General features: G+C 59.5%; 25 protein-coding genes and 1 other RNA gene. 14 read left to right on the top strand and 12 right to left on the bottom strand.

Going from position 1 to position 26,993, the window contains the following annotated elements:
* Positions 1 to 111: 111 nt before the first annotated feature.
* The 5 genes from hflC to AC13QE_RS06950 form a co-directional block, all read right to left on the bottom strand.
* Complete coding sequence (hflC, locus tag AC13QE_RS06970) at positions 112 to 1,050, bottom strand: protease modulator HflC (protein ID WP_132716953.1); 939 nt, start codon at positions 1,048 to 1,050, stop codon at positions 112 to 114.
* Entirely contained in the window at positions 1,050 to 2,174 is a 1,125-nt protein-coding gene (hflK, locus tag AC13QE_RS06965) for an FtsH protease activity modulator HflK (RefSeq protein WP_015340291.1), read from the bottom strand. Before hflK ends, hflC begins: the two co-directional genes overlap by 1 nt.
* A gap of 163 nt (positions 2,175 to 2,337) precedes the next feature.
* Positions 2,338 to 2,856, bottom strand: a complete 519-nt coding sequence (locus tag AC13QE_RS06960) for a dihydrofolate reductase (protein WP_488483132.1) — start codon at positions 2,854 to 2,856, stop codon at positions 2,338 to 2,340.
* A 105-nt stretch (positions 2,857 to 2,961) separates the two neighbouring features.
* Complete coding sequence (locus tag AC13QE_RS06955) at positions 2,962 to 3,798, bottom strand: NAD(P)-dependent oxidoreductase (protein ID WP_488483131.1); 837 nt, start codon at positions 3,796 to 3,798, stop codon at positions 2,962 to 2,964.
* A 102-nt stretch (positions 3,799 to 3,900) separates the two neighbouring features.
* Entirely contained in the window at positions 3,901 to 4,467 is a 567-nt protein-coding gene (locus AC13QE_RS06950; protein ID WP_132716956.1) for an XRE family transcriptional regulator, read from the bottom strand.
* 200 nt (positions 4,468 to 4,667) lie between these two features.
* Between AC13QE_RS06950 and AC13QE_RS06945 the strand changes: the two genes are divergently transcribed.
* Entirely contained in the window at positions 4,668 to 5,195 is a 528-nt protein-coding gene (locus tag AC13QE_RS06945) for a GNAT family N-acetyltransferase (RefSeq protein ID WP_488483130.1), read from the top strand.
* On the opposite strand, the gene AC13QE_RS06940 is transcribed toward AC13QE_RS06945, so the two are convergent.
* Positions 5,192 to 6,112 (bottom strand): thymidylate synthase, encoded by a 921-nt coding sequence (locus tag AC13QE_RS06940; protein ID WP_488483129.1) that lies wholly within the window; start codon positions 6,110 to 6,112, stop codon positions 5,192 to 5,194. The two genes, AC13QE_RS06945 and AC13QE_RS06940, sit on opposite strands and share 4 nt — an antisense overlap.
* 181 nt (positions 6,113 to 6,293) lie before the next feature.
* Here AC13QE_RS06940 and ssrA point away from each other — a divergent pair.
* The 4 genes from ssrA (at position 6,294) to AC13QE_RS06920 (ending at position 7,862) form a co-directional block, all read left to right on the top strand.
* Positions 6,294 to 6,664, top strand: a transfer-messenger RNA (tmRNA) gene (gene ssrA / locus AC13QE_RS06935).
* 118 nt (positions 6,665 to 6,782) lie between these two features.
* Positions 6,783 to 7,295, top strand: coding sequence for an SspB family protein (locus tag AC13QE_RS06930; RefSeq protein ID WP_041677914.1), 513 nt, complete (start codon positions 6,783 to 6,785; stop codon positions 7,293 to 7,295).
* 55 nt (positions 7,296 to 7,350) lie between these two features.
* Positions 7,351 to 7,545, top strand: coding sequence for a DUF4169 family protein (locus AC13QE_RS06925; protein WP_015340298.1), 195 nt, complete (start codon positions 7,351 to 7,353; stop codon positions 7,543 to 7,545).
* Between the two features lie 104 nt (positions 7,546 to 7,649).
* Positions 7,650 to 7,862 carry a ribbon-helix-helix domain-containing protein gene (locus AC13QE_RS06920; RefSeq protein WP_041677915.1) on the top strand — a complete coding sequence of 71 codons (213 nt, stop codon included), beginning with the start codon at positions 7,650 to 7,652 and terminating at the stop codon, positions 7,860 to 7,862.
* Positions 7,863 to 7,938: 76 nt separating this feature from the next.
* On the opposite strand, the gene AC13QE_RS06915 is transcribed toward AC13QE_RS06920, so the two are convergent.
* Positions 7,939 to 11,646, bottom strand: coding sequence for an AsmA family protein (locus AC13QE_RS06915; RefSeq protein WP_488483128.1), 3,708 nt, complete (start codon positions 11,644 to 11,646; stop codon positions 7,939 to 7,941).
* A 244-nt stretch (positions 11,647 to 11,890) separates the two neighbouring features.
* Positions 11,891 to 13,303, bottom strand: coding sequence for an FAD-binding oxidoreductase (locus AC13QE_RS06910; RefSeq protein WP_488483127.1), 1,413 nt, complete (start codon positions 13,301 to 13,303; stop codon positions 11,891 to 11,893).
* 344 nt (positions 13,304 to 13,647) lie between these two features.
* Between AC13QE_RS06910 and AC13QE_RS06905 the strand changes: the two genes are divergently transcribed.
* The 4 genes from AC13QE_RS06905 to AC13QE_RS06890 all read left to right on the top strand — a co-directional run bounded on the left by AC13QE_RS06905 (position 13,648) and on the right by AC13QE_RS06890 (position 16,521).
* Complete coding sequence (locus tag AC13QE_RS06905) at positions 13,648 to 14,427, top strand: transporter substrate-binding domain-containing protein (RefSeq protein ID WP_488483336.1); 780 nt, start codon at positions 13,648 to 13,650, stop codon at positions 14,425 to 14,427.
* 63 nt (positions 14,428 to 14,490) lie between these two features.
* Positions 14,491 to 15,162 (top strand): amino acid ABC transporter permease, encoded by a 672-nt coding sequence (locus AC13QE_RS06900; protein WP_132716961.1) that lies wholly within the window; start codon positions 14,491 to 14,493, stop codon positions 15,160 to 15,162.
* Positions 15,159 to 15,818, top strand: coding sequence for an amino acid ABC transporter permease (locus tag AC13QE_RS06895; RefSeq protein ID WP_112605307.1), 660 nt, complete (start codon positions 15,159 to 15,161; stop codon positions 15,816 to 15,818). The genes AC13QE_RS06900 and AC13QE_RS06895 overlap by 4 nt, the downstream gene beginning before the upstream one ends.
* The gene (locus AC13QE_RS06890) at positions 15,796 to 16,521 is read left to right on the top strand and encodes an amino acid ABC transporter ATP-binding protein (protein ID WP_488483126.1); all 726 of its coding nucleotides are present in this window, start codon (positions 15,796 to 15,798) and stop codon (positions 16,519 to 16,521) included. The genes AC13QE_RS06895 and AC13QE_RS06890 overlap by 23 nt, the downstream gene beginning before the upstream one ends.
* Positions 16,522 to 16,537: 16 nt before the next feature.
* Here the strand turns inward: AC13QE_RS06890 and AC13QE_RS06885 are convergent, their stop codons facing one another.
* On the bottom strand, positions 16,538 to 17,425 hold the full coding sequence (locus AC13QE_RS06885) for an AraC family transcriptional regulator (RefSeq protein ID WP_488483125.1): 888 nt from the start codon (positions 17,423 to 17,425) through the stop codon (positions 16,538 to 16,540).
* A 14-nt stretch (positions 17,426 to 17,439) separates the two neighbouring features.
* Here AC13QE_RS06885 and AC13QE_RS06880 point away from each other — a divergent pair, with 14 nt between their 5' ends.
* Positions 17,440 to 17,847 (top strand): DUF2000 family protein, encoded by a 408-nt coding sequence (locus AC13QE_RS06880; RefSeq protein ID WP_112334527.1) that lies wholly within the window; start codon positions 17,440 to 17,442, stop codon positions 17,845 to 17,847.
* 58 nt (positions 17,848 to 17,905) lie between these two features.
* Here AC13QE_RS06880 and AC13QE_RS06875 read toward each other — a convergent pair whose 3' ends face one another.
* Both AC13QE_RS06875 and AC13QE_RS06870 read right to left on the bottom strand, forming a co-directional pair.
* Positions 17,906 to 18,574, bottom strand: a complete 669-nt coding sequence (locus AC13QE_RS06875) for a YiaD family glycine zipper/OmpA-like lipoprotein (protein ID WP_488483124.1) — start codon at positions 18,572 to 18,574, stop codon at positions 17,906 to 17,908.
* A 247-nt stretch (positions 18,575 to 18,821) separates the two neighbouring features.
* Positions 18,822 to 19,796: a flagellin N-terminal helical domain-containing protein gene (locus tag AC13QE_RS06870; RefSeq protein WP_488483335.1), complete on the bottom strand. Its 975-nt coding sequence runs from the start codon at positions 19,794 to 19,796 to the stop codon at positions 18,822 to 18,824.
* 561 nt (positions 19,797 to 20,357) lie between these two features.
* On the opposite strand from AC13QE_RS06870, the gene AC13QE_RS06865 reads away from it, so the two are divergent.
* On the top strand, positions 20,358 to 22,823 hold the full coding sequence (locus tag AC13QE_RS06865) for an ATP-dependent helicase (protein ID WP_488483123.1): 2,466 nt from the start codon (positions 20,358 to 20,360) through the stop codon (positions 22,821 to 22,823).
* Positions 22,824 to 23,145: 322 nt separating this feature from the next.
* On the opposite strand, the gene AC13QE_RS06860 is transcribed toward AC13QE_RS06865, so the two are convergent.
* A complete protein-coding gene (locus tag AC13QE_RS06860) occupies positions 23,146 to 23,883 on the bottom strand; it encodes an SDR family oxidoreductase (RefSeq protein ID WP_488483122.1) in 738 nt (245 codons plus the stop codon).
* A 146-nt stretch (positions 23,884 to 24,029) separates the two neighbouring features.
* On the opposite strand from AC13QE_RS06860, the gene AC13QE_RS06855 reads away from it, so the two are divergent.
* The 3 genes from AC13QE_RS06855 to pncA all read left to right on the top strand — a co-directional run bounded on the left by AC13QE_RS06855 (position 24,030) and on the right by pncA (position 26,944).
* Complete coding sequence (locus AC13QE_RS06855; RefSeq protein WP_488483121.1) at positions 24,030 to 24,644, top strand: TetR/AcrR family transcriptional regulator; 615 nt, start codon at positions 24,030 to 24,032, stop codon at positions 24,642 to 24,644.
* A gap of 281 nt (positions 24,645 to 24,925) precedes the next feature.
* Positions 24,926 to 26,209 (top strand): sugar MFS transporter, encoded by a 1,284-nt coding sequence (locus AC13QE_RS06850; protein ID WP_488483120.1) that lies wholly within the window; start codon positions 24,926 to 24,928, stop codon positions 26,207 to 26,209.
* Positions 26,210 to 26,320: 111 nt separating this feature from the next.
* Positions 26,321 to 26,944: a bifunctional nicotinamidase/pyrazinamidase gene (gene pncA, locus AC13QE_RS06845; protein WP_488483119.1), complete on the top strand. Its 624-nt coding sequence runs from the start codon at positions 26,321 to 26,323 to the stop codon at positions 26,942 to 26,944.
* Positions 26,945 to 26,993: the final 49 nt, after the last annotated feature.

Raw genomic sequence — 26,993 nt, 5'->3', positions numbered from 1 at the left:
CGAAATCCCCGGACCTCCGTCCCGCCAATGCTTAAAGGCTAAAAGTGATGCAATCCGTCATAAAGAAAAGGGCCACCCTGAGGCAGCCCTTCCATTTCTAGCACGAACGCTTTAGTTCGCGGGCGGGGTCGGATTGGCGAGTGCCGGCGCGCCCGAATTGGGCGCAGAACCGGCAGGACTGTCAAAATACTTGAAGAAGTCCGACTGGTTCGGCGGCAGGACAAGCGTCTTGCCACCCGAGGCAAGCGCCTTGTTGTAGGCAGCCATCGAGCGATAGAATTCGTAGAAGTTCGGATCGCGCTTGGAGGCATCCGCAAAGATGCCGTTACGTTCGGCTTCGCCTTCACCACGCAGCACTTCCGAATCCTTCTGCGCATCGGCAACGATCTCGACGACCTGACGGTCCGCGACAGCCCGGCGGCGCTGACCTTCTTCGTTACCGCGCGCGCGGATCAGCTCGGCTTCCGCCAGACGCTCGGCCTTCATGCGGTCGTAAGTGTTCTGCGACACTTCCTGAGACAGGTCCGTGCGGCGGATGCGGACGTCCTCGATGTTGAGGCCGAGTGTTTCCGCATCGCGATGGAGATCGTTGCGCACGTCCGTCATCATCGCGGCACGCTCGTTGGAAAGCGCCGCCTCGAAGCCGCGTAGACCATAGACGCGACGCAGAGCAGCATCGAGGCGCGTCCTGAGACGCGATTCAGCCGCATCGCGATCGCCCGAGACGGTCTCGCGGAACTTGCGCGCATCCATGATCTTGTAGACGACGAATGCATCGACTTCGTAGAACTTACCGCCCGAGACCTGGACGCGGATATTGTCCAGATCGAAGCGGAGTTCCTGCTGCTGCACATACTGGACGCGATCGGCATCCATGAAGGCAAAAGGCAGCTTGAAGTAGATGCCCGGCTCCGTCTTCACGGCGCGAATCTGGCCGAAGCGCAGAACGATCGCCTGTTCACGGGCATTGACCACGAACACCGACGAATAGATAAGCAGCAGTACTACCGCGAGCGCGATAAGAATGGCTGGCAAACGGCTGGATGTCATTATTTGGCCTCCGGCTGAGTTGCAGCAGCGGGCTTGCCCGCCTGGGTCGTGGACTGCTTGCCGACTTCATTCAGCGGCAGATAAGGCACGACGCCCTGCTTGTCGTCGATGATGATGCTGTTGGAATTGCCGATGACGGACTCCATGGTTTCCAGGAACAGGCGCTTGCGCGTGACCTCGGGCGCCTTGACGTATTCGTCGTAGATCGAGATGAAGCGCTGCGCCTCACCCTGAGCTTCTTTCACGATACGATCCTTGTAGGCAGCCGCTTCTTCGCGAATCTGAGCCGCGCGGCCGCGGGCCTGACCGAGCTTCTGGTTGGCGTATTGATTGGCCTCTTCCACCTGCTGGTCTTCGTTCTGCTCCGCGCGCTGTACTTCTTCGAATGCGTCGGCCACTTCGCGCGGCGGCGAGACATCCTCGATCGGGACGGCATTGATGGAGATACCGGAGCCGTAGCGATCCATCGTATCCTGGATGATACTTCTGACCTCGGTTGCGATTTCCTGACGTTTGTCGCGATAGATGTCCTGAGCCGGGCGGCGACCAACGACCTCACGCATCGCACTTTCCGCAACCTGCTGCAAAGTCTCGTCGGGGGTCTCGAGATTGAACAGATAGGATTGCGGGTTGGTCACGGTATAGAGGATCGAAAACTGCACGTTGACGATGTTCTGATCGCCCGTCAGCATCAGGCCAGCATTCGAACCGGCCGAAGAGCGGCCGCCGATATTGCGCTGCTGCTCTGTGACCTTCACGAATTCGATGCGGTCCATCGGCCAAATATGGAAATGCAGGCCAGGCATGGAGATTTCTTCACGCGGCTTGCCGAAGCGCAGTTCAACGCCGCGCTCGTCCGGCTGCACGGTATAGATGCACTGGATCAGCCAGAAAACGGCAATCACTGCGATGATGATGAGAACGACGCCTGCATTGAAGCCACCTGGCACGAAACCTTTCAATCGGTCCTGACCGCGGCGAATGATATCCTCCAGGTCCGGAGGCCCTCCGTTGCCGCTGCCCCGCGGTCGGTTCGGTCCCTGTCCCCAAGGTCCCTGATTATTTCCGCCGCCACCGCCGCCCCATGGGCCACCGCCGCCGCCATTCTGATTGCTCCAAGGCATCAAAACCTCTTTGTTTGTTGACTCCCGATATCGCGCCAAGCCCACGAAATCCGCGGGTGGCAGCGATTGTTTCCCGTTATAGGTATCGAAGCACCTGCTTTCAACGCGACTTCAGGAAGTTCGTCGGATTCATTGGAAAATATCTGCTTTTTAGGGCCAGCTCTTATGCCTTTCGCCTGAAATAGCGAACGAAACGCGTCGGATAAGTGTCCTTTTCTCCAGCCGGCACGGCAAGCTCGCCATCTGCCTGCCAGATGCCGGGATCGATCTTCGGAAAGGACGTGTCGCCTTCCACATCCGCCTCGACATGGGTGATCAGTAGCCGGTCGGAGAGATCGATCGCCTGCCGATAGATTTCGCCGCCGCCGAGGATGCAGATTTCGTCGACATTGCTCTCCTTGGCCAGACGGGATGCAACCGAGATCGCTTCATCCAGCGAGTGCACGACCGTTATCCCCTCGGCTGTAAAGTCGGTGTCGCGGGTAATGACGACATTCGGCCGGCCCGGCAGTGGCCTGCCGATCGACTGGAACGTCTTACGTCCCATGATCACCGGCTTGCCGAGCGTCATCGCCTTGAAACGCTTGAGATCGGATGACAATCGCCAGGGCATGTCGCCTTCGCGCCCGATGATGCCGTTGCGCGATACGGCAACGACGATGGTCTTGATCGGCTGGGTCATACGTCTCCCTCAATCTGCCTCGCCGACGCCAATACGAGTCGGCGAGGCGACTTTACATCATCAAGGCGGCGGCGGCAGATGGAACGCACCTATCCCGGCCTAATATCAGCCACCGCTATTCAATTTATCGAGCTGGCCGGCCAACAGACCTCCCTCTTCCCGGTCCCTGGCCATCTTCCGATAGAGCCCGGCCATGCCCTTAAAGATCAAGGCGGCCGGATCATCCTCACCGAGGAACTCGGAAATCTCTTCCATCTCCGCGACCCATCGGTAGGCTTTCGGATACATGTCCGGAATGCCGTTGACGAATTTCGCATCGAGATCCGGCAGGCTTTCCTGAAGTTCGCGCTTCAGGGCAGCATCGGCATCCGAACGGATCGCGGCAAGCAGCATGGCGGCGCCGAGGCCTGTAACGCCCTTGTTAATGCCGGCATAGCACATCTTCAATGCCGAGGCCGCGCCGATTGCCCCATCGATGCGGCGAACCTGTAGTCCGTATTCGACCAACACGCCGCTGTCGTTCGCGGTATCGGCGCTCACATAGAGTTTCGGCCCCTTCTGGCCGGGCTTCGGCGGACCGCCGATGATGGAGCCGTCGAGAACCACGCCGCAGTCGCGGCCGAAAATCGCCGCAACCTCGGTCATGGTCCGCGGCGAAATCGCATTGCAGTCCATGAAGGTCGTTTTCGCGCCCATCCGGCGCAGTTCAGCGGCAATCTGCTCAGCGACGGCAACAGCCTCCGCCGGCGGAACGATGGAAAGAATGAGACGCGACGCGGCGATAGCGTCCAATCCAACCGGCTCCATGCCGGCTGCTTTCGCCCGTTCGATGGTCGAAGCCGAGCGTCCGTCGAGATAAGTGAGCACCCTCGCCCCATTTTCGACCAAACGCCGGCCAATGGCGCTTCCCATGGCACCGGCTCCGATGACTGCGATCTCCACGGCCAATCTCCTTCTCCGATCGAGGAAGACGGCACCATATCGCCTATCGTCCGACCGGACGAGCGCAATGCCTTGCGGTAACGCTAAGTTTAGCGGGGGTCGTCAAGCGTTGCGAAGCACGAGGACAGCATAGATACAGGGCTCTCCGCTTTCATTCTTGAAAACGCAATCCGTCGGCGGACCGAGCTCGAGGCAATCGCCCGGCGACATCGAGTGCTTCGTATCTCCCTCGAGAAAGGTCAGCTGTCCCTCCAGCACCCAGATGAGCTGCCGCACGAAGGCATAAGCCGATGCGGGCATCGGAACCTCCGCCCCCGCGGGCAACTCGATGCGGACGAGATCGAGCGGCAGGTCCGACTTCGGGGAAACGTGCCGGCGCTCATAGCCTGTCTGCGGATCCACCCAGACGGGCTGCTCTTCCTTCCGGAGAAACCGGCCCTGCTGCATCTCCGCACGTGCCATCAAGGCCGACATGCTCAGGCTGAAGGCACCGGAAAGCTTACCGAGCAGCGTCGCCGTCGGGCTGCTCTCGCCGCGCTCGATCTTGTGGATCATAGCCCGGGAAACGGCCGAGCGTTCGGCCAACTCGGTCAGCGACCAACCACGGCTTTCCCGTTCGATGCGAATGCGTGCGCCAATGCGCCTGTCAATATCATCAAGTTGAGACATGCGTTTTACTATAGTGGACTTTCACCGCAGTAACAATCGACGCACATCACTAGAAAATCTGGATTCTTTCGTAGCTGAGTTTGATCTCCGATGCAGCCATGTAATAACATAGTAGACAGGCGTCGAAATCGGTGTATGACAGCATGAAAAACAAACGATACGACCATCCAATCTGAGGGATGGAGTCTACGGAGCGACCGATGCAAATTCGCGATGCGACAGACGAAGATCTCGCGGGAATAACCGCGATCTATAACGACGCCGTCGCCAATACCGCCGCGATCTGGAACGAGACGCAGGTCGATATCGCCAATCGCAAGCAATGGCTGCAGGATCGGCACAAGCTCGGCTATCCCGTGCTGGTCGCAACCAATGAGCATGGTGAAGTCGTTGGCTATGCCTCCTTCGGTGACTGGCGCGCCTTCGACGGCTATCGGCACACGGTCGAGCACTCCGTCTATGTGCGAAACGATCAGTACCGCGGCGGCATCGGCAAGGCGCTGATGATCGAGCTCATCGAGCGCGCCCGGGCGATCGGCAAGCATGCAATGGTCGCGGGCATCGAGGCAGGCAACGAGGCTTCGATCCGGCTGCACGAAAAGCTCGGCTTCCAGCGGGTTGGGCTTCTTCCGCAGGTCGGCACGAAGTTCGGACGATGGCTCGATCTCGCCTTCCTGCAACTACTCCTCGATCAGCGCACCGATCCCGACGCCAAGCCGAAGGCCTAAACCGCGACTTCGGCCGCTATCGCCGCGTGCGGCTCATACCCGAGAACCTCGAAATCCTCGATACGATAATCATCGATACTGTCGGGTCGGCGTAGCAGCCGCAAAGTCGGAAACGGCTTCGGCTCACGGCTGAGCTGCTCGCGGATCGCGTCCAGATGGTTGAGGTAGAGGTGGACGTCACCACCCGACCAGACCAGCTCGCCCATATCCATATCGACCTGCTGTGCGACCATGGCGAGCAAAACCGCCTGCTGGCAGATGTTGAAGGGATTGCCAAGGAACAGGTCGCATGAGCGCTGGAAGACCATCAGGCTGAGACGTGGGCGCTTGCCCCCTTCGGCCGAGATATTCGATACGTGGAACTGGTAGACCATATGGCAGGGAGGCAACGCCATATCAGCGAGCTCGCCGACATTCCAGGCGTGGAAGATCATGCGGCGGCTGCCGGGATTGGCCTTGAGATCCTTGATGACCGCGGCGAGCTGGTCATGCACGCGGCCTTCGGCATCGCGCCATTGCCGCCACTGCTTGCCATAAACCGGGCCGAGATCGCCCCATTGCAGAGCAAAGGCCTCGTCCTCCAGAATGCGCTTTTCAAAAGCGACCTGATCGATCTCTTCGCCTGTCGCCTTGCGATATTTCGCCAACGGCCAGTCGGTCCAGATCCGCACATTTTCCTTCAGGAGATTGCGGATATTGGTGTCGCCCGTCAGGAACCAGAGCATCTCCTTGACGGCGAGTTTCCAATAGACCCGCTTCGTCGTGAAGATCGGAATCTGCCCCTTTGAGAGATCGAAGCGCATCATGGCGCCAAGACCACTCAAGGTGCCGACGCCGGTGCGATCGATACGGCGATCGCCGTGCTCGAGCAGATGCGCCATCAGGTCGAGATATTGATACTCTGGGTGACGAGCCATCTTCCGCTCCGAAATCGCTTGAATTTTCCGGCTGTAAAGCTGCCCAAGAGCGGCCCGCCGATTCCTTTTTCGCAATTCTAATGACAAGCCGCTGCGAAACCAACCGCGGCCAAACGTAATTCAGGCAAATCTCGCGGCCTTCGGGGCAAACCGATGTTTCCGCGAAGCATTTATGACAATTGCCCTTCCCTTCGCCTACGGAAAACACTATATCACCCTTGCCGGTCTTCGGGCCGGCTATGGCGATAAATGAGCGGTGTAATAAACCTATTGGACCCGGGGGCGGTACCCGGCGCCTCCACCAAAAACCGGCCGGCAGAACTTGCGACAGACCGGCTTTTGATGGGGGCGAAACAGGATCGACAAGGGTGTAAAGATCGACTTTTCGCTCGGCATTGTACCGCCGTTATCGGGCTAAAATTGTAGTTGCAAACGACAACTATGCGGAAGCTCGTCTCGCTGCTTAATCGCGGTGTGACACTTCAAATAAAGTCCTAAGGGGTCGCACTCTTAGGCGGGGTTCGAAGGCACCTGGCAACAGAAGCCTTCACCTTCTTCTCCAGTGCTATATTATGGATCGACACGCGGTGACTCGCGCATAGGGCTTTTCCGGCGGCGCTCAGCGTGGCATAAGCCTATAAAAAGCATGGCCAACGAAAGACAGGAAAGCATGGGGCAGGATCATATCCGCTACGACATTTTGGCACAGGACGCCCTGCGGGGAGTAATCCGCAAGGTGCTGACCGAGGTCGGCGCTACAGGCCGCCTGCCCGGTGACCACCATTTCTTCATCACCTTTCTGACCGGCGCCCCGGGCGTGCGCATTTCACAGCACCTGAAGGCGAAATATCCCGAACAGATGACCATCGTCATCCAGCACCAGTTCTGGGATCTGAAGATCACGGAAAGCCAATTCGAAATCGGCCTCTCCTTCTCCGACGTCCCGGAAAAGCTGGTCGTCCCCTTCAACGCCATCCGCGGCTTCTACGACCCCTCCGTCAATTTCGAACTGGAATTCGACGTGCCGTTGGCTGATGAAGAAGAAGAGACCTCCTCCGGCGAAATCACGGCCTATCCGGTGCCGGTCGAAGGCGAGGAAGCGCCTGCGGCGGCAGCCAAGGAAGGCGAGGAAAAGAAGCCGGGCTCGGTTGTCTCTCTCGACGCATTCCGCAAGAAGCAGTAGCCATTACAGGGGAAGCATCCGCTTCCCTTTTTCATGTCGGTAACGGAACAGATTAATGAGCGCCGAAATCGTCAATCTGCGCCAGTTTCGCAAGAAACAGGCCCGTTCTGATAAGGAAACGCAGGCTGAGCAGAACCGCATCGCTTTCGGAAGGACCAAGGCTGAGAAGAAGCTGACGACAACGCTTAACGAAAAGGCCGCAAAGGCGCACGAGGCCGGCCGAATCGAAACCAAGAAGACCGAAGACTAATTTAGGTTCTGAGATAAAAAACTTCAGAAATCAGTTGCTTACTTCCGCATTTTGAATCACTTTCAGAAATATCCCGCCATTTCCGATTTTTGATCGATCCGCCGATGATCCGAAAACATTCCGCGACGCTGCATGGCCATCGCACGAGCTTTTCCCTCGAGGATGCCTTCTGGACAGAACTGAAGGCGATCGCCAACGCGCGCGGCACGTCGCTCGCAGCACTGATCTCCGAGATCGACGACGGGCGCGAAGCCGGCAGCAACCTCTCCTCTGCGCTCCGCCTCTATGTCCTTAAATGGCTGAAGGATCGCAACTGAATAGTTGCAGAGAGCTCAAGACGATGTCGTGAGCGCGTTTACCTACCAGATGTGGATCAATCCAGAACCTTCCGGTTTACTGGGCAACTCCCGGCAGTTCGTTGAAATTCAAAGGTGCCGTCGGATGCTGAGTCTCGGCCTTGGTTCGCGCGTCGGCGGCCGCCTTGGCCTTGGCCGCTTCCTCCGCCGCCAGCTTGGCGCGCGCCTCTTCATCCGCTTGCTTCTGAGCGGCCGCCTGCTGAGCCAGATTGCGTAACCGTTCCTCTTCTGCACGGCGCTGTTGCTCGATGGCGGCATCGCGCTGGCGCTGAGCCTCGCGCACGCCTGCAACATACTTGTACAGCGCCACCTCACGCCGCAGCCGCTGCTTTTCAAGCACATTGGCCTGCAAGCGCTCCACCCGACGGCGCTCGCGCTCGAATGCCCGGACAGACAGGAAGCTGGTGACGTCCGTGATATCCATCGTCCGGCCAGGTGCGGAGAGCGGTCCGGCGAAATCGAGGCGTAGGGCCGGTTCCGCCCCGCTCTGCGCTTCGGCACCGGCCTTGAAGTCGATACCGAGTGAGCCGCGCATGCGTTCATCCGGCAGGCTGATTTCGGCATTGCCCGAAAGCTTTGCCAGATCGTTGCCGGCGATAATATTGGTCGCTCGCACCACACCGGCGGAAATGTTGAAAGGGATGCTGGTTGCCGGCAGGACCGCTTCGCCATTGTTCAGCAGCGTCTGCACGATCGGCAGCACCTTGGCGGCGGTGATATCGCCCTGAATCTGATCCGTCGCCGAGAGGAGCGGTGGCATGACGGAAAGATTGAGGCCACGCACATGCGTCTCGCCGAGCTTCATTTCACCCGAACCGCTCGCATTGGCGGCAAGGTCGGCAATGCTCTTGCCACTCGCTTCGGCATTCATCGCAAGGCCGAAGCGGCCGGTCGCAAGCGGCGCCCCATCGCGCTGCCAGGCAACAGCCGCAAGATCGCCATTGGCGAGGCTGAGCTTCGTCTGCAGCAGGCCGGTGCCATCCGAATTGGCGAACATCGCGCTCCCGGTCAGCGTACCGCCATTCCAGCCACCCGTCAGATCGTTCAGCCGTAACTCCTCGCCCCTGTAAGCTGCATTGGCGGTGAAATTCGAAATGGGACCGAACAGACCAGGCCATACCTGCCTTGCGGAGAGTTTGACGCCGATGTCCATGCCGCCGAAGGCTGGAAGGCCGAGCTTGTCCTTGTTGAGCGCGCCTGTTTTCGGATCGCTCATCGGCCCGTAGATGGCTTCCGCCAGCCAGTCGAGATCCATCTTGTCGAGCGACAATTCACCCGAGGCCTTTAGATTCGGCGCCTTCCGATCGACGGTCAGCGTGCCGGACATGTTGTTGTCGGCAAACAGCCCCTTCATATCCGAAAATACGATCTTGTCCGGGCTCAACGCGGCATTAGCCTGGAACTTCACCGGCAAACCAGCGCCCATCTGCGGAATACCGATGCCGTTCATCACGAAATAGGGATCGATGTCAGCGCTTTCGAACGATAGCGCTATGTTGCCGTTGAGGAAGGTAGCTGGACGGACATCCACCTTGCCGTTTGCGGTAAACGATGTTTTGTCGGTCGCAAAAGTGAGCGCGGCATCCGCCGGATCGGTGCCACTTGCCGACACTTTCAGCGTCAGACGACCATTGGCATCGGCTTCGACAGGCAACGGATCGAGACCCGCCTGGCCGAACAGGATCGACGTCACCGAATTTTCCAGCGTTCCCTCAAGCGTCGTGGTGCCCTTGCCCGTGAACGCCGAAAGATCGGACATGCGATAATCGAAATTGACGCGGCTGCCGTTGGAAACGCCGGCAAGCGTCACCGTCAGCGCGTTGTCCTGATCGCCGCCAAGCGTCACTGCCCCGCGAAGAGCCGTGTTTCCATACCAGGCTGCATTGCGCACCAGACGGTCCATGACGGGATGGTGCGGCAAATGCTGGCGCAGCATTTCAAAGAATGGCCCCGGATCGGCGGCCTTGAAGGTGATCTCGCCCGATCCCTTGTAGTCGGATGGCGTGCCGTCAGCGCGGCCCGTTGCGGTGATTTCGGCGCCGGCGACATTGTGCACCGAAAGCTTGTCGATCGTCAGAGCGCCGTCGGCAACGGAAAATGAGGTATCGACATTATCGGCCAGCACGCCGAAGGCCATGAATTTTCCGGCCTGGAGATGCGCCGTAATCCGGTGATCGAAGAAGGATTCTCCCGTATCCTGGCCTGTAAAGAGCCCGGTCAGCGCCCTCAGCGCATCGAGGTCGAGAGCATCGCCGGTCAGATCGACTGCAAGCTTTGGCGGCGCCTTGTCCGTCCCGCTCTGGCGATCGATCCGGCCTTTCAGCGTGGCCGGACCAATTGCGATCTCGAGATTTTCGAAGCGCTGCTCGTCATGCTTCAGGCTGACATCGGCGGAGAAGCCGGCCTGACGCAGCTGGCGTATCGCCGGATCGACGGACCCGACAAGCCACGAGGCCAATCCTGACGGCTGGTTGGACGCAACAACCAGATTACCGATGAAGTTGGGCTCGTCCCGCAGCATGAGATTGCCGCGCGCTTCGACCTGTGTGCGGCCGGGCATCGTGCCGATCGCATGATCGATCTTCCATCCCGTTCCCGCCGGTTCGAGATCGAGCTGCACGTCGCGTATGGTCGTGTCACCCGCCACGATGGCTGGCAGCCGGAAGGTCGCCTTGCCGGGAACCTGTGGCACCGGGATCTCGGCCGCAATCGCAATCAAATTGTTGAGGCGCTGACGCGCCGAGATTGCCGGGTTGCGATTGGTCTTGCCGTTGGTGCCCTTGTTGTTGCCGAGACGGTTGACGTCGATCTGCTGACCATCGGCCGTCAGCAGGAATTCCGGCTTGGAACCTGTATCCAGCGTCGCCTCGCCTGTGACGACATAAGGATCGTCATCGGCACCGACTTCAAGACGATATTCCGGAACGCGAATACGGTCATTCGTCAGCTCGAAACGGCCCTTAATGCGGGGCTGCGCCTTCTGATCGGCAGAATCGCGCGTCTGCTTATCGTTGACCCCGGCCGTGAAGGAGCCCATGTAATCGGGCTTGCTGTTGACGAGTTTAAGCTCGCCATCGAGATCGACATTAAGCGGATGGCGGTCCGGCATCAGCCGGGTGCGGACGCGCAGGACGCCGTTGTCGTCAGGCTGGCTGCTGGAAACCGTGAAATTGCCATGCTCGTTGTCGAGGGCCGCATCGCCCTCGATACGCCAAGGGCCGGCAAGCGACCGCGCGGACATCTGGGCATTCAGGCCCGTGACGTGGCGGGTCCTGCCCGTTTGCTCGTCGATGAAGAGAATATCGCCGTCTTCTACGTGAACGCTTTCGAGCACGACGGACTTTGCGGGAATTTCCGGCTGGCTACCGCGCATCCAGTCGAGCGTGCCGTCCTTCAGCAACCGCAGCCGCACCTTGGGCTTGGACACCCGCATATCGAAGATCAGCGCTTCGCCGGAAAGGAAAGGCGCAAGTTCCGCATCCATGGAGAATTCGGCCACCTGCACGAGCGGCGTTCCATCAGCCTCCTGGCCGACGCGGACGTCATGCAGCGTCACCGACGGGAACGGCAGAAGACGGGCATCCACGGTGCCATGAACAGTCACCTTCTTGCCGATGATGCGGCTCGCCTGATCCTCGAAGTTCTTGCGAAAATCGGTCCAGTCTATGAAGAGCGGGGCGAGCAGCGCCAGGAACAGCACCACCACAAGCAATCCACCCAGAAAAACCAGGACCCTACCTAACAACGCGTATCGTCTCCAATCTTCATTCCCAACGTATGCAGGTCTCGCTTGTCAGAGCCATACACGGCATAATTTAGTCTATGTACGGTTCTACCCGATCTCCGCCTGTCACAGCAGCTCTTTTTAAGAGGTACGCCTCCTCTAGCGCGTGTCAGTGGCTTTTTGTGGCAAAAACCGGAAAAGTGCGGATGCAGCCTAGCGCCATTCGCACGCGTAGCAAGCCAAGATCATGAAAATATTCCATCTTTCAGTGCCTGCGGAATATCTTCCCTGGATTGAAAATGGCGTCCGGATCGAGCGACTCCTTGATTTGACGCATCAGATCGACGGCATCGCCGAGCTCCTGCTCCAGAAACGCCATCTTCCCCTGCCCTATGCCGTGCTCGCCGGTGCATGTGCCATCCATGGCGAGCGCACGCGCGTTGAGGCGCGCGACGAATTCCTCGACGACAGCGATCCCTTCAGGCGTCTTGTCGTCAAATAGGACGAGCACATGGAAATTGCCGTCGCCAGCATGGCCGACGATCGGTGCCAGCAGGCCATGCGCCTCGATATCGGCCTGGGTTTCCGCTACGCATTCGGCAAGGCGTGAGATCGGCACGCAGACATCTGTCGATAGCGCAGCCAACTCCGGCGCCAGCGCCCGGCAGGCCCAGTAGGCGTCGTGGCGGGCTTTCCAGAGCTTGTTGCGCTCTTCGGCATTACTTGTCCAAAGGAATTCGCCGCCACCGCACTCGGCTGCGATCTCGGCAAATTGCGCCGATTGCAGCGCTACGGTCTCGTCGGTGCCGTGGAATTCAAGAAAAAGCGTCGGCTTCTCGTCATAGGTCAGGCCGGAATAGCGATTGCAGGCCCGCATCTGCATGGCATCGAGCAGCTCGATGCGCGCGACGGGAACGCCCATCTGGATGGTCATGATGACGGCATCGCAAGCCGTCTTGACGTCCGGAAAAGCGCAGGCCCCACCGGCGATCTTCTGCGGAATGCCCTGCAAGCGCAGGGTGATCGACGTCAGTACGCCGAGCGTGCCTTCCGCTCCGACAAAGAGCCGTGTCAGATCGTAACCGGCGGATGATTTCTTGGCGCGGCGGGCGGTGCGGATTTCCTCGCCATTGGCAGTCACCACGGTCACGGAAAGAACATTGTCCTTCATCGTGCCATAGCGCACGGCATTGGTACCCGATGCGCGCGTCGATGCCATGCCGCCGATCGAAGCGTTAGCGCCCGGATCGATCGGGAAGAACAGGCCCGTGTCGCGCAGGTAGGTATTAAGCTGCTCGCGGGTGACACCGGGCTCGACCGTGCAATCCAGATCCTCGGCATTGACTTCGAGAATACGGTTCATGCGGCTGAAATCGATGGAAATGCCGCCCTGCGGCGCATTCACCTGCCCCTCCAGCGAAGACCCGGTGCCAAAAGGAATAACCGGGACCTTGTGTTCGGCACATGCCTTCACGACAGTCCGCACGTCCTCGCTCGTTTCAGCAAAGACCACGCCGTCCGGCAACTGCGATGGGATATAAGTGGTGGTGTGGGCGTGCTGGGCACGAAAACTTTCGCCGGTCTGGAAACGTTCACCGAAGGCCTGCTTCAAAATGCCGAGAACGGCGGATATGCCGGCCTCGTTGCGTGTTCCCGCCTTTGCATCAGCCAAAACCATAGTCCGAATCTCCCATCGCGGTCGTCCGGGGCGTTAACCCCTCTCGGTTCTATGGGGCATTTGGGGCGGGGCTGTCCAGTGATGAAAGTGAGCCGCTATCGCGCATAAGTTCAAGTTTTGTGCGATTGATCAAAGGTGCGACGATCGACTGGCCGGAAAAGCAGCGCCGCGGAATTTTGCCTATATTTTAATCAATCCATCGCCCCAACGATCACCGAACATTCACTTTCATCCATACCATGACACCGCGAGGCAGTCTTCCGTCGACTGGCATATGTCTTGCCTTTCGCCTTTCAGCTTTCATACAGCCACGATTGGAAGGACATTCGATGAAGCGCAGACAAATGCTCATGGCACTCGGTATCGCGATGCTGGCGATGGGGTCGGTTTCCGCCCCTGGCGCAGCTCGGGCGGATGCTCTGAGCGACATAACCTCGCGCGGCACGCTGCGCGTCGCCGTTCCGCAGGACTTTCCGCCCTTCGGCAGTGTCGGCACGGACATGGCACCCATGGGCTATGATATCGACATGGCCAATCTGATCGGCGAAAAACTCGGCGTGAAAACGGAGCTTGTTCCGGTTACCAGCGCCAACCGCATTCCCTATCTGCAGACCAACAAGGTCGATCTGGTGATCTCAAGCCTCGGCAAGAATCCGGATCGTGAAAAGGTCATCGATTTCTCCAACGCCTACGCGCCCTTCTTCAACGGCGTCTTCGGTCCCGGCGATATCGCGGCCGCGAAGCCGGAAGACCTTTCCGGCAAGACGATCGGCGTCACCCGCGGCGCGATCGAGGATCTCGCGCTGACCAAGGTCGCGCCGCAAGATGCGACAATCAAGCGCTACGAGGACAATAACGGCACCATCTCCGCCTTCCTGTCCGGACAGGTTCAGCTGGTTGCAACCGGCAATGTCGTCGCGGCGGCCATTCTTGCCAGGAATCCGCCGAAGAAGCCCGAGATGAAATTCCTTATCACCAACTCCCCCTGCTTCATCGGCCTGAACAAGAACGAGCAGACATTGCAGAAGAAGGTCAATGACATCATTGCCGCCGCCAAGGCGGACGGGACACTGAACAAGATGTCACAGAAGTGGCTGGGCGCCGACCTGCCGGCCGGCTTCTGATCAACGCAGGACTGATCGCGCCGTCATTCGGCGGCGTGATCGGTCTCAGCGAGGCTTTCTCCCATGCGCTATCACTTCGATTTCGGCTGGCTTGCCGAATACTATCCCACGCTGATCAAGGGCGTTCTCGTCACGGTGGAGCTGACCCTTATCGGCGCTGTGCTGGGCATTATCCTCGGAATTGCCTGCGCCTGGGCTCGCGCACTTGGCCCGAGCTGGCTCAAACCCTTCGTGGCTGCCTATGTCGAACTCATCCGCAATACGCCGTTTCTGATCCAGCTCTTCTTCATTTTCTTTGGCCTGCCCGGCATCGGCGTTCAGATGAACGAGATGACCGCCGCCAATCTCGCCATGATCATCAATCTCGGAGCCTATAGCTGCGAGATCATCCGCGCCGGCATACAGGCAACACCACGTGGCCAGTTCGAAGCCGGCGCCAGCCTTGCCATGACCCGGTTCGAGACCTTCCGGCATGTCGTCCTCATTCCGTCCCTGCAGCGCATCTGGCCGGCGCTGTCCTCTCAGGTCGTCATCGTCATGCTCGGCTCCTCCGTCGTCTCGCAGATCGCCGCCGAAGACCTGACCTTCGCGGCAAACTTCATACAGTCGCGCTCGTTCCGTGCGTTCGAGGCCTATTTCGTATCCACGGCGATATACCTCGCGCTGGCGGTCCTGCTTCGGCAGGCACTTGCCGCAGTGGGCAAGCTGATCTTTCCACGCAGGGTCCGCCAATGATCCAATTCACCACATGGGATATTCTGCGCGGCCTGCTTCTGGCCGCACGCTGGACGATATTACTATCGCTCGTCTCTTTTGCCGGCGGCGCCATCGTCGGCGCAATCCTATTGTTCCTTCGCATCGGCAAGGCAAAGGTCGGCCGCGTCGCGGTCAGATATTTCGTCGAGCTGTTCCAGGGCACGCCGCTGCTGATGCAGCTCTTCCTCGCCTTCTTCGGCCTCGGGCTTTTCGGCATCGACGTGCCGGCCTGGCTGGCTGCCGGCGTCGCCCTCACCCTCTGGTCGGCTGCTTTTTTGACCGAAATTTGGCGCGGCTGCGTCGAGGCCGTCGCCAAGGGACAATGGGAAGCATCGGCGAGTCTCGGCATGGGTTATTTGCAGCAGATGCGCTATGTCATCCTGCCGCAGGCGCTGCGCATCGCCGTGCCGCCGACGGTCGGCTTCTCCGTGCAGGTCGTCAAGGGCACAGCCCTGACCTCCATTATCGGCTTCGTAGAGCTATCGAAGGCCGGCACCGTCATCACCAACGCGACCTTTCAGCCGTTCACCGTCTACGGCTTTGTCGCGCTTATCTATTTCGCCCTGTGCTGGCCGCTGTCCAAGAGCAGCCAGATCCTGGAGAGGAAGCTCAATGTCGCTCATCGAAATCACTGAAGTCCGCAAGAGCTTCGGCACCAATGAAGTCCTGAAGGGCATCAACCTCGATGTCGAGCCAGGCGAAGTCATCGCTATCATCGGCAAGAGCGGCTCCGGAAAATCGACACTGCTGCGCTGCATCAACGGGCTGGAAACGATCAATGACGGCTCGATTTCCGTGGCCGGTGCACAGCTTTTGCCTGATGACCTGCATCTGAAGGCGCTCCGGCTGAAGGTCGGCATGATCTTTCAGCAGTTCAATCTCTTTCCGCATCTGAGCGCGGGACGCAACGTCATGCTCTCGCAGATGGTGGTCAAGAAGACCGCCAAGGCCGAAGCCGAGGCGATGGCGCGGCGCATGCTCGACCGCGTCGGCCTCGGGCACAAGTTCGACGCCTATCCGGATGAACTCTCCGGCGGCCAGCAGCAGCGCGTCGCCATCGCAAGAGCACTCGCCATGCAGCCGATCGCGCTTCTCTGCGATGAAATCACCTCCGCGCTGGACCCGGAGCTGGTGGCGGAAGTCCTTGCTGTCGTGCGCGAACTGGCCGGCGAAGGCATGACGCTGCTGATGGTGACGCATGAGATGAAATTCGCCCGGGACGTCTGCTCGCGCGTGGTCTTCATGCAGCAGGGGCGCGTGCACGAAATCGGACCGCCGGGCGAAGTCTTTGCCAATCCGCAAACGCCTGAACTCAAGCAGTTCCTCGGCCTGCATTGAAGGTCGATAGGCTCGGCTAAGCGGTTCTTTGAACCATGGTGTTCCAGGCACCTGGAGCAATGCCGAACGCCTTCTTGAAATGCCGGGTGAGATGGCTCTGATCGGCAAACCCGGTTGCGACGGCCACTTCCGCGATCGGCTCTCCCGCGCCGATCATCGCCTTTGCCTGCTGCAGCCGCCGCATCAGCAGGAACCGATGCGGGCTTGTTGCAAAGGCGGCGCGGAAATGCCGCGCCAGCGCAAAGCGATCGAGGCCGGTGATGCGCTCCAGTTCCTGCGAGCGCACACCCCGCGTGACATGCGCTTCAAGGTAGTCCCGCGCAGCCTTCGCCTGCCCCCAGGCAATGCTGCCCAAAGGCCGTTGCGGCAAACGGGCGTGCTGGACAAGTCCGTCGGTGAGCCGCGAGACGAAATCGTCAACGAAGAGCTCATCCAGCTCGCGATCGAGCTCACCAAGCGCCGCCAGCAGCAAGCCGGCGAGACGATTGTCTTCCACCACGGGGTCATCGACGAAAGGCAGGCCGACACGCGCCGCTTCGAGGCATTGAAACAGCACCGATGGCTCCAGATACAGCATCCGGTACACGAGCCCGTCATCCGTCGCGGCCCCGCCGTCATGCAGTTCGTCCGGATGAAGGATGATCACCCGCCCAGGCAGGCTGTAGCGCTGTTCGCCGCGATAGCGGAATGTCTGCACGCCGCGCATGGTGACGCCAAGCGCATAGGTATCGTGTCGATGCAGCTCGAAAGCATCGCCGCGAAACTGCGCCTGGATGCGCTCGATGCCCGGATAGGCCGGCGCGGACAGGATGCGGTTAGCCTCCGGCGTCACGCACAAACGTTCAAGACCCTCGAAGATCTGTTCGGTTACATCCTCGCGCAATGTCCCATTTCCAGACTGCATGAAAGTGACCATCGATGTTCGATACCAAAATCGCGATCGTTCTGCGAAGCGACCTTCAATCCTGGCAAAAGCTGAATGTAACGGCGTTCCTGTCGACAGGCATAGCCGGGCAGCATCCTGATATCATCGGCGAAGCCTATCGCGATCGCACCGGCAACGTCTACAACGCTTTGTCGATCCAGCCCATCATCGTGCTCTCGGCCGATAAGGAGAGCATTACCGCCATCCACCGCCGCTCGCTGGAGCGTGGCGTCACGTCTTCCATCTTCATCGAGGAAATGTTTTCAACCGGCCATGATGCGGCCAACCGCGCCGTCTTTTCCGAATTCGCGCCTGAGGACGCCAAGGTGGTCGGCATCGCGCTGCGTGCAGACAAGAAAATCGTCGACAAGATCACCAAAGGCGCCAGCATGCACGCGTGATCGGACGCACAAAAAAACGGCCGGATGCTGAGACCTGGCCGTTTTTGTTCAGGAAAACTTAGCCGTTCTGCGTGATCGGTGCGATCTGGATCTCGACGCGGCGGTTCTGTGCGCGACCGGCCTCGGTTGCGTTCGTTGCAACCGGCTGCGATGGACCGAAACCGATGGCCGACATGCGGCGCTGGTCGATACCCTGGCTGCCGAGGTAGGAGGCAACCGATCCGGCGCGGCGTTCGGACAGATCCTGGTTATGCTGCAGGCTGCCAGTCGAATCCGTATGGCCGTTGACGTCGATCAGCGTGCGGTTGAACTTGCGCAGCACGATTGCGACGGAATTGAGCGTCGGGAAGAATTCCGGCTTGATCGCGTCCTGGTCGATATCGAAGGTAATCGCCGACGGCATGTTCAGGATGATGCGGTCGCCGACACGGGTCACGGAAACGCCCGTGCCTTGCAGCTGCGCACGCAGCTCGGATTCCTGCTGGTCCATATAATTGCCGATGCCTGCACCGGCGAGCGCACCGACGCCCGCGCCGATCAGCGCGGCATTGCGGCGCGAGGCCGGCGAATGGCCGATCAGAAGGCCTGCGACAGCGCCGACACCGGCACCGATCGCTGCACCGCCTGCCGTATTGGAAACTTTCTGCTCACCTGTATAGGGATCAGTGGTCGTGCATGCGTTCAAAAAGGCTGCCGCTAGGGCAAAAATGGCAATTCTCTTTATCATGGAATCATCGCTCTCCGGTTCGATGGCCGCAGCAGATATGAAGCATTGCGGCAATATCGTGAAGAGAAATCTATGACGCCCTTATATCTTTGGGATGGAAGCAATTTCCGCAACAATCTTTCAATAATAGACGTCAGACGCCGCCTCTGGCAGCACCGCGAACACTCCAGCCAAGCGAAAAAACGGCGAAAGCCACCGAGGCAACGAGGATACGTATAACTCTGCCTCTTATGATTTTGGTTGGCTCTCAGAGATTCTGGAAAAGCTGCAAAGCCGTATTGTAGCTGGCATTGGCGATCGAGAGCGATTGCAGCCCGAGCTGCTGCTGAGCCTGCAGCGCCAGAACCTTGCTCGATTGCTGCTCCATATCGGCATCGACAAGCTTCCCGACACCGCTGGTCAGGGAATCGCTCAGATTCTTGGCGAACTCGGTCTGGAGATTGATGCGCGATTCGAGGGAGCCGAAGGCGGACCCGATCGTCTTGAGCTGATTCAACATTCCCGTCACTGTGTTGACCATGTCGGCGATGGCCCCTTTGGTCGTATTCGCATCGAGCGAGATCTCCACCTGGCCGCTCGTATTGCCGTTCTGAGTGCTGACGAGCACATAGTTCCTTGCAGCCCCGGCCTCGGTCGCGAAAGACGTCGACGTCAGCACGCCATATCCGCCGGAGCCGCTCGACTGATCATCGATCAGATAGCGCGCATCGGCCGATGTGATCGGGCCGCTCGTCGAACTCACGCCTGCATAGCTCAACATGCCGATCGAAACCGTCCCGTTGCTGCCGCGGATCAGCGAACCCGGCACTTCATGCGGATCGGTAGGATCGGCGCCATCCCGCAGCACGGTCCAGTTGACGCCATTGAAGGTCGCAGACTCTCCGATGCTGCGCAGTTGCTCTTTCAGCTGCGCAATCTCATCATTGAGTTTCGTCTTGTCGACGCTGGTCTCATAGGCGCTAACAAGCTTTGTCCTGATCTCGGTGACGACGTCGATCGCGCTGCCGACACCCGTAGAAGCCGTGCTGACGGTCGAGGCGGCGAGACCGAGCGCATCCTGAACCGACGAAATTGCACCGACGTCAGTATGCGTCAAAGTCGAGATTTTCCAGTACGTAGCATTGTCTCTCGCCGTTTGAACCCGCAGGCCCGACGACATCTGTCGTTCGGCATTACCCAGTTTGGCCTGGGTGTCCCTCAGCACTTCCAGCGCTGTATTCATAGAGGGACTGACCCTGATGAAGGTCGAAAAAATACTCACGGCACATGAACTCCGAACGCAACAATACGCAACACATACAAGGAGACATCGGAACCTTGCCGCGGGCGCTCATGCGCGCGGGCCGATCGCATCGGCAAACAGGAGCCAGGCAAAAACAACGCCTGCTCTCTGGCGGTTACATATCGCCATGATTAGCAAACATGCTTAAGAATGCGCTAAGAACAACGCATAATTCACCATAATTATGCGCGGAAATGATAACTGGCTTAGCCCCGACGTGCTCGCGCTATTCCGCGGTGCGACGATTGGCGAGCATCGTGTACCGCGCCGAGTCGGCATCTTTTCACGCGGCCGTTGCTTCCCATGAAGCGACTGCTAAACCACAATTTAGGTACAAACAAAGTTGTAATCTTCGGTGAGACAACGACACGTTTTACAGGCTCGTCGGCATGTCCGCTCCGTGATGCAAAACGCGCATCAAGAGCTGTGAATGTGCACTTTTTGTTCTAATTTCGGCCCGTTTCTTTTGCCTTTCGGGGTAGAATCATTACATTGGGCCGCATGACCATTGGACATGACGACATTCCCTTCTTTGACGAGGAGCCGGAGCACACAGCACCGCGCCGTTCCGCGCCGGCTGCCGGCAGCATTGGCGGCGGCATCGCGGCACGCGCCATGGCGGCACGCGACAGCGGCCGCCGGCCGGATTATCTTTCCGGCCTTAATGCCGAGCAGACGGAAGCCGTGGAAACGCTCGACGGGCCTGTTCTGGTGCTTGCCGGCGCAGGCACCGGCAAGACGCGCGTGCTGACGACGCGCATCGCTCATATCCTCTCCACCAACCGCGCCTTCCCCAGCCAGATCCTCGCGGTCACCTTCACCAACAAGGCGGCCCGTGAGATGAAGGAACGCATCGCGCTGCTCGTCGGCGGCGCGGTCGAAGGCATGCCCTGGCTCGGCACCTTCCACTCGATCGGTGTCAAGCTTTTGCGCCGTCATGCCGAGCTGGTGGGCCTCACCTCCAGCTTCACCATTCTCGACACGGACGATGTCATTCGCCTGATCAAGCAACTGATCCAGGCGGAAGGGCTCGACGACAAGCGCTGGCCGGCCAAGCAGTTTGCCGGCATGATCGATACCTGGAAGAACAAGGGCCTCAGCCCCGCTGATATTCCGGAAGGCGACGCGCGCGCCTTCGCCAACGGCAAGGGCCGCGAACTCTATGCCGCCTACCAGAACCGCCTGAAAACGCTGAACGCCTGCGACTTCGGCGATCTCCTGCTGCATCCGATCAATATATTCAGACAGAATCCAGATATCCTCAAGGACTATCACCAGCGCTTTCGCTACATCTTGGTCGACGAGTATCAGGACACCAACACGGCGCAATATATGTGGCTTCGCCTGCTGGCGCAGCGGCAGAAGGGTGAGCCGCAGAATGTCTGCTGCGTCGGCGACGACGACCAGTCGATCTATGGCTGGCGCGGTGCTGAGGTCGACAACATCCTGCGCTTCGAGAAGGATTTTCCCGGCGCCAAGGTCATCAAGCTCGAGCGCAACTATCGCTCCACCGAACATATTCTCGGCGCTGCCGCGCATCTGATCGCCCATAATGAGGGTCGGCTCGGCAAGACGCTGTTCACCGACCGCTCCGATCCGGACGATATAAAGGTGCAGGTGCATGCCTCCTGGGATTCCGAGGAGGAAGCGCGCGCGATCGGCGAAGAGATCGAGCAGCTGCAGCGCAACAAGCACAATCTCAACGACATCGCCATCCTCGTGCGCGCCTCCTTCCAGATGCGCGAGTTCGAAGATCGTTTCGTCACGCTCGGCCTGAACTATCGCGTCGTCGGCGGCCCGCGTTTCTACGAGCGCCTCGAAATCCGCGATGCCATGGCCTATTTCCGCCTCGTCTGCCAGCCGGCCGACGATCTCGCCTTCGAGCGCATCATCAACACGCCGAAGCGCGGCCTCGGCGACACCACTGTCCGCGCCCTGCATGATTACGCCCGCGTGCGCGATATTCCGATGCTGGCGGCAGCGGCCGACATCATCGAGACGGATGAGATGAAGCCGAAGGCGCGCAAGGCGCTGTTCGACGTCGTCCAATCCTTCCGCCGCTGGCAGGGCCTGCTCGAAAACACGCCGCATACCGATCTTGCCGAGCAGATCCTCGAAGAGTCCGGCTATACGGACATGTGGAAGAACGACAAATCGGCGGAAGCGCCGGGGCGCCTGGAAAACCTGAAAGAACTCATCCGCTCCATGGACAGCTTCGAGTCCATGCGCGGCTTCCTCGAACACGTCGCCCTCGTCATGGATGCCGAGCAGAACGAGAATCTCGACGCCGTCTCCATCATGACGCTGCACTCCGCCAAGGGTCTGGAATTCGACACCGTGTTCCTGCCCGGCTGGGAAGAAGGCCTGTTTCCACACCAGCGCTCGCTCGACGAAAGCGGTCGCGCCGGGCTGGAGGAAGAGCGCCGCCTCGCCTATGTCGGCATCACCCGCGCCAAGCGCCGCTGCCACATCTGGTTCGTTTCCAACCGCCGCATCCACGGTCTCTGGCAATCCACGATCCCCTCCCGCTTCCTCGACGAACTGCCGGAAATGCATGTTCAGGTCGCCGAAGTCGAACAATCCTATGGCGGATATGGCCGCGGCGGCTACGGCCAGTCACGCTTCGACAAGGCAGATCCCTTCGCCAACACCTATTCCACGCCCGGCTGGAAACGCGCCCAGGCCAACCGCAACGATGCAACCCGCGACAACTGGGGCAGCCGCTCCGGCCACGCCGTCGAGCGCATCGGCTATGGCGAGAGCGGCCCCAAGGTGCGCACCATCGACGGCGAGCTGGTGGCCAAATCCACCTCCGCCGAACCCTCCAAATTCGCCATCGGCGACCGCGTCTTCCACATCAAGTTCGGCAACGGCAACGTCTCGGAAATCGAGGGCAACAAGCTGACCATCGAATTCGACCGCGCGGGGCAGAAAAGGGTGTTGGATGGGTTTGTGGAGCGGGTTTAGCGGTAAAAGGTCGGCCATCTAGTTTGGGACCAGAGGCTGCCTATCGGTGCAACCGCTAAGATAAGAGGCTGATTATGCGGCCTCTTGCCTCCCCCGCGCTCCGTCATCCTCGGGCTTGACCCGAGGATCCACGCACAGGCTTCCCATCAAATTCGTGTTGTCTATTTGAGGCACGAACGAGAGCGCCGCGTTCTGGGCGGCGACAAAGTCGTCTGACACGGCAATCAATTACGCAACAAAGAGGCTTGTGCTTGGATCCTCGGGTCAAGCCCGAGGAGACGATCCTTCTGCCGCAAAGGCTCTTGCGCCGCGCTGCGCCACTTTAGTTGCGCCCGCCATTTGCCCTGATGATCTGTCCGTTGACCCAGCCACTATGCGAGCCGGCCAGAAACGATACGATCTGGGCGATATCCTCCGGCAGCCCGAGGCGCCCGAGCGGGATGTCGTTTATCAGCCGCTGGATCAGCGCCTCGGACCGCCCCTTGAACAGCAATTCGGTCGCGATCGGCCCCGGCGCGACTGCATTGACCGTGACGCCGCGTGGGCCGAGTTCCTTCGCAAGGATATGGGTCATTGCCTCCACTGCCGCTTTGGTCGCCGCGTAAACGCCGTTGCCGGGGGAGTAGTGACCGATAATGCTCGTGGAGAGATTGATGATACGGCCGCCATCGCGCACCCGCTTCGCCCCTTCTCGCATTCCATTGAAGGTGCCCGTCAGATTGACCGCGACCTGCTGCCGAAAATCCTCATCCGAAACCTCGGCCAGTGGTGAGAATTTGCTGATCCCGGCATTGTTGACGAGCACGTCGACCTTTCCGAACTCCGCTTCGGCGCGATCGAACAATTCGGTCATGGCCGCGGCATCGGCGACATCGGCACGGACGGCAAGTGCGCGGCCGCCTGCCGCTGCGATACCGGCGACAACATCGGCGGCCTCTTCGGAACTTGATGCGTAATTGACGACGATCTGAAAGCCGTCGGCGGCAAGCTGCTTCGCAATGGCGGCGCCAATCCCTTTGGATGCGCCGGTTACGATCGCTGATCTAATTTCGTTGGACATGCGTCAATTCCCTTGTCGTTCGCACAAGCGCTCTCCGCCATGCCTGGGAACTCAATCCCGGCATGTTCGCTGAAATGCTTGTTTCGTTGGGTTGCGAATTGTAATATGAGCGATAATTCGCTTTTTACTACTCGCATTCCAGGAACATGTCCGAAAGCCCGCTCCACAGCCGCGCCACGCCGAGAAAAGCGCCAAAGCAAGCCCGGTCGCTCGCAACAGTCGAAGCCATCGTGGAGGCTGCCGCTCGCATTTTGGAAGAGCGCGGCCATGAAGCCTTCTCCACCAATGCCGTCGCGGAGAAGGCCGGCGTCAGCGTCGGCTCGCTCTATCAGTATTTTCCACGCAAGGATGCGCTGATCGGAGCCTTGATCCTGCGCGAGACTTCCCGCCTCGTCGCAGAGGCGGAAATTGCCGCCGAAAGGCCCACCGGCAGCGAAGCCCTATCGGCGCTCATCCTCCCTTGCGTCGAACAGCAGCTTCGCCGGCCGGCGCTTGCCCGCTTGCTCGATTTCGAGGAGGCGCGGCTGCCGCTCGATGCCGCCACCGAAGCGGTCAAACGGCGATTCTTCGAGCTCACGCGTGCAACCCTGCTGCGACCGGATTTGCCGCCGCAGGCCGATATAGAAGTGGCAAGCCGCGACGTGGTCGCCATCATCAAGGGAATGGTCGATGCCGCAGGGGACCATGGCGACACGGATAAAAACCAGCTGGCTCTGCGCGTGAAACGTGCCGTTCTTGGCTATTTGCATAGCCTCGACTGACGTCGGCAGCGGCCCCAATCGAATAGGCCGCCCCAAAACCGGAAGGTATGGCTAGACATTCCACTCTTGCAAGCGATCGCATTGCAGCATTGCAGAATCCGCATGCCTAGCAAGCTACCAATGATAATCCAATCGATTATATCGATTGAAGCGGCTTCGGGATTCTGCGTTTCCCGCGGGTATCTCGGCAAGCCGCCGCCAGTTCTTCTTTCGGCCCGTTCGGGCTTTTCGTCCGGCTCGAATCTCGAAGCCTGGTAACAACAAAAACCGAGGATAAAAAAGTGGCTGGCTCAGCAACAAGCTCTGCGCCCACCAGCGCGCGTGCATCCGCACACCAAGGCCAGGGCAATTACCAATTCGCGCTTATCGCACTCACCTCACTCTTTTTCATGTGGGGCTTCATCACTTGCCTGAACGATATTCTGGTCCCGCACCTGAAAAGCGTCTTTCAGCTCAATTACACCCAGGCAATGCTCATCCAGCTTTGCTTTTTCGGCGCATACTCCATCATATCGCTGCCTGCCGGCACGCTCGTGAAGCGCATCACCTATAAATGGGGCATCGTTGTCGGTCTCGCGATCGCGGCTGTCGGCTGCGCCCTGTTCATTCCGGCCGCCACCTACCGAGTCTACGCCCTTTTCTTGGGCGCGCTTTTCGTGCTCGCCACCGGCATCACGATTCTGCAGGTCGCCGCCAACCCCTATGTCACCGTATTGGGACCGCCGGATACGGCCGCCAGCCGTCTGAACCTGACGCAAGCCTTCAACTCCCTCGGCACGACGATTGCACCTTACTTCGGCGCCATGCTTATCCTGTCCGCTGCGACGGTTGCGGCCACCAACGCGACGCCGGAGCAGCTCGACGCCATGCGGCTTGCCGAGGCCGGTGCGGTCAAGTTCCCCTACCTGCTTCTTGCCGCCGCGTTCCTGGTGCTTGCTGCCGTCTTTGCCGCATTGAAGCTGCCCGAGGTCGAAGATGAAGAAACCGTCGAGCCGATGCGCGGCGGCGGCTCCGCCTGGCAGTACCGCCATCTCGTGCTCGGCGCCGTCGGCATCTTTGTTTATGTCGGTGCGGAAGTCAGCGTCGGCAGCTTCCTGGTGAACTTCCTGAGCCAGCCCGATATCGCCCATCTCTCCGAGTCCGATGCCGCCCACTATGTCTCCTATTTCTGGGGCGGCGCGATGGTCGGACGCTTCGTCGGCTCGGCAATCATGCGCCATATCGATGATGGCAAGGCACTCGCCTTCAATGCCGCCATTGCGATCATCCTTCTGCTGGTGACGGTGCTGACGACAGGTCATGTCGCCATGTGGTCCGTGCTGGCGATCGGTCTGTTCAACTCCATCATGTTCCCGACGATCTTCAGCCTGGCGCTGCATGGCCTCGGCAAATATACGAGCCAAGGCTCGGGCATTCTTTGCCTTGCCATCGTCGGCGGCGCGATCCTGCCTGTTATCCAGGGCGGCCTTGCCGATACGATCGGCATTCACCTCGCCTTCCTGATGCCGATCATCTGCTACGTCTACATTGCCTTCTATGGCCTCAAAGGCCACAAGCCGGCATAAGCCTTTGCAAACTATCGCGCCTCGCCGCCTTCATCGGCGAGGCGCAAAGGGCTTGATCCGAAACGCGCCGCTTGGCATCGTGCAGCGCAACAAAACGGAAGGACAGGCCTCATGAAAGCGCTGCTGCTCATCGATATCCAGAACGGCTTCTGCCCTGGCGGCAATCTTCCAGTGCCTGAAGGCGATAAGATCGTGCCCGTTGCCAATGAGCTCATCGACAGCGGCAAATACGATCTCATCATCGCGTCACAGGATTGGCATCCGCCTGGTCATGGCAGCTTCGCCTCCTCCCATCCCGGCAAGAAACCCTTTGAAATCGGCATGCTCTCGGGCAAGCCCCAGATGATGTGGCCCGATCACTGCGTCCAGAATACAGAAGACGCCGCGTTCCATCCCGACCTTCATCTGACCTCCGTCGATTTCATCCAGCAGAAGGGCCAGAACCCTGCAGTCGACAGCTATTCCGCCTTCCGCGACAACGATCAGGCAGCCCTGACCGGCCTTGCCGCCTATCTGCGCAGTCAGGACGTCACCGAACTCGATCTTTGCGGCCTGGCGACCGATTACTGCGTGAAATTCTCGGCACTCGATGCCGTTGAAATGCTGCCTGGCGTTACCGTCCGCTTCATCGAAGATGCAAGCCGAGGCATCGATCCCGTCGGCGTCAAATCGGCAATCGACGAGATGCGAGCCCGTGGTGTTGCCGTGATCAGCAGCAAGGATGCGCTTGCGTAAAATCGCGCAAGTCCAGCTAAACCTTCTCTAAACAAAATGATGCAAGCTG

This window comes from Martinezella sp. CNPSo 3957 (genome assembly GCF_057784395.1).
The sequence above is the reverse complement of the archived record's forward strand: the minus strand, read 5'-3'. Positions and strand labels throughout refer to the sequence as shown.

Bases quoted from the DNA above. Each gene is read 5' to 3' on its own strand.
- AC13QE_RS06910 (WP_488483127.1), bottom strand. From the start codon at position 13,303: ATGGTTTTGGCTGATGCAAAGGCGGGAACACGCAACGAGGCCGGCATA.
- AC13QE_RS06885 (WP_488483125.1), bottom strand. From the start codon at position 17,425: ATGCAGTCTGGAAATGGGACATTGCGCGAGGATGTAACCGAACAGATC.
- AC13QE_RS06880 (WP_112334527.1), top strand. From the start codon at position 17,440: ATGTTCGATACCAAAATCGCGATCGTTCTGCGAAGCGACCTTCAATCC.
- AC13QE_RS06855 (WP_488483121.1), top strand. From the start codon at position 24,030: ATGTCCGAAAGCCCGCTCCACAGCCGCGCCACGCCGAGAAAAGCGCCA.
- AC13QE_RS06920 (WP_041677915.1), top strand. From the start codon at position 7,650: ATGATCCGAAAACATTCCGCGACGCTGCATGGCCATCGCACGAGCTTT.
- AC13QE_RS06895 (WP_112605307.1), top strand. From the start codon at position 15,159: ATGATCCAATTCACCACATGGGATATTCTGCGCGGCCTGCTTCTGGCC.
- AC13QE_RS06870 (WP_488483335.1), bottom strand. From the start codon at position 19,796: ATGAATACAGCGCTGGAAGTGCTGAGGGACACCCAGGCCAAACTGGGT.
- hflK (WP_015340291.1), bottom strand. From the start codon at position 2,174: ATGCCTTGGAGCAATCAGAATGGCGGCGGCGGTGGCCCATGGGGCGGC.
- hflC (WP_132716953.1), bottom strand. From the start codon at position 1,050: ATGACATCCAGCCGTTTGCCAGCCATTCTTATCGCGCTCGCGGTAGTA.
- AC13QE_RS06875 (WP_488483124.1), bottom strand. From the start codon at position 18,574: ATGATAAAGAGAATTGCCATTTTTGCCCTAGCGGCAGCCTTTTTGAAC.
- AC13QE_RS06865 (WP_488483123.1), top strand. From the start codon at position 20,358: ATGACCATTGGACATGACGACATTCCCTTCTTTGACGAGGAGCCGGAG.
- AC13QE_RS06860 (WP_488483122.1), bottom strand. From the start codon at position 23,883: ATGTCCAACGAAATTAGATCAGCGATCGTAACCGGCGCATCCAAAGGG.
- AC13QE_RS06960 (WP_488483132.1), bottom strand. From the start codon at position 2,856: ATGACCCAGCCGATCAAGACCATCGTCGTTGCCGTATCGCGCAACGGC.
- AC13QE_RS06925 (WP_015340298.1), top strand. From the start codon at position 7,351: ATGAGCGCCGAAATCGTCAATCTGCGCCAGTTTCGCAAGAAACAGGCC.
- AC13QE_RS06950 (WP_132716956.1), bottom strand. From the start codon at position 4,467: ATGTCTCAACTTGATGATATTGACAGGCGCATTGGCGCACGCATTCGC.
- AC13QE_RS06905 (WP_488483336.1), top strand. From the start codon at position 13,648: ATGCTCATGGCACTCGGTATCGCGATGCTGGCGATGGGGTCGGTTTCC.
- pncA (WP_488483119.1), top strand. From the start codon at position 26,321: ATGAAAGCGCTGCTGCTCATCGATATCCAGAACGGCTTCTGCCCTGGC.
- AC13QE_RS06900 (WP_132716961.1), top strand. From the start codon at position 14,491: ATGCGCTATCACTTCGATTTCGGCTGGCTTGCCGAATACTATCCCACG.
- AC13QE_RS06890 (WP_488483126.1), top strand. From the start codon at position 15,796: ATGTCGCTCATCGAAATCACTGAAGTCCGCAAGAGCTTCGGCACCAAT.
- AC13QE_RS06930 (WP_041677914.1), top strand. From the start codon at position 6,783: ATGGGGCAGGATCATATCCGCTACGACATTTTGGCACAGGACGCCCTG.
- AC13QE_RS06945 (WP_488483130.1), top strand. From the start codon at position 4,668: ATGCAAATTCGCGATGCGACAGACGAAGATCTCGCGGGAATAACCGCG.
- AC13QE_RS06940 (WP_488483129.1), bottom strand. From the start codon at position 6,112: ATGGCTCGTCACCCAGAGTATCAATATCTCGACCTGATGGCGCATCTG.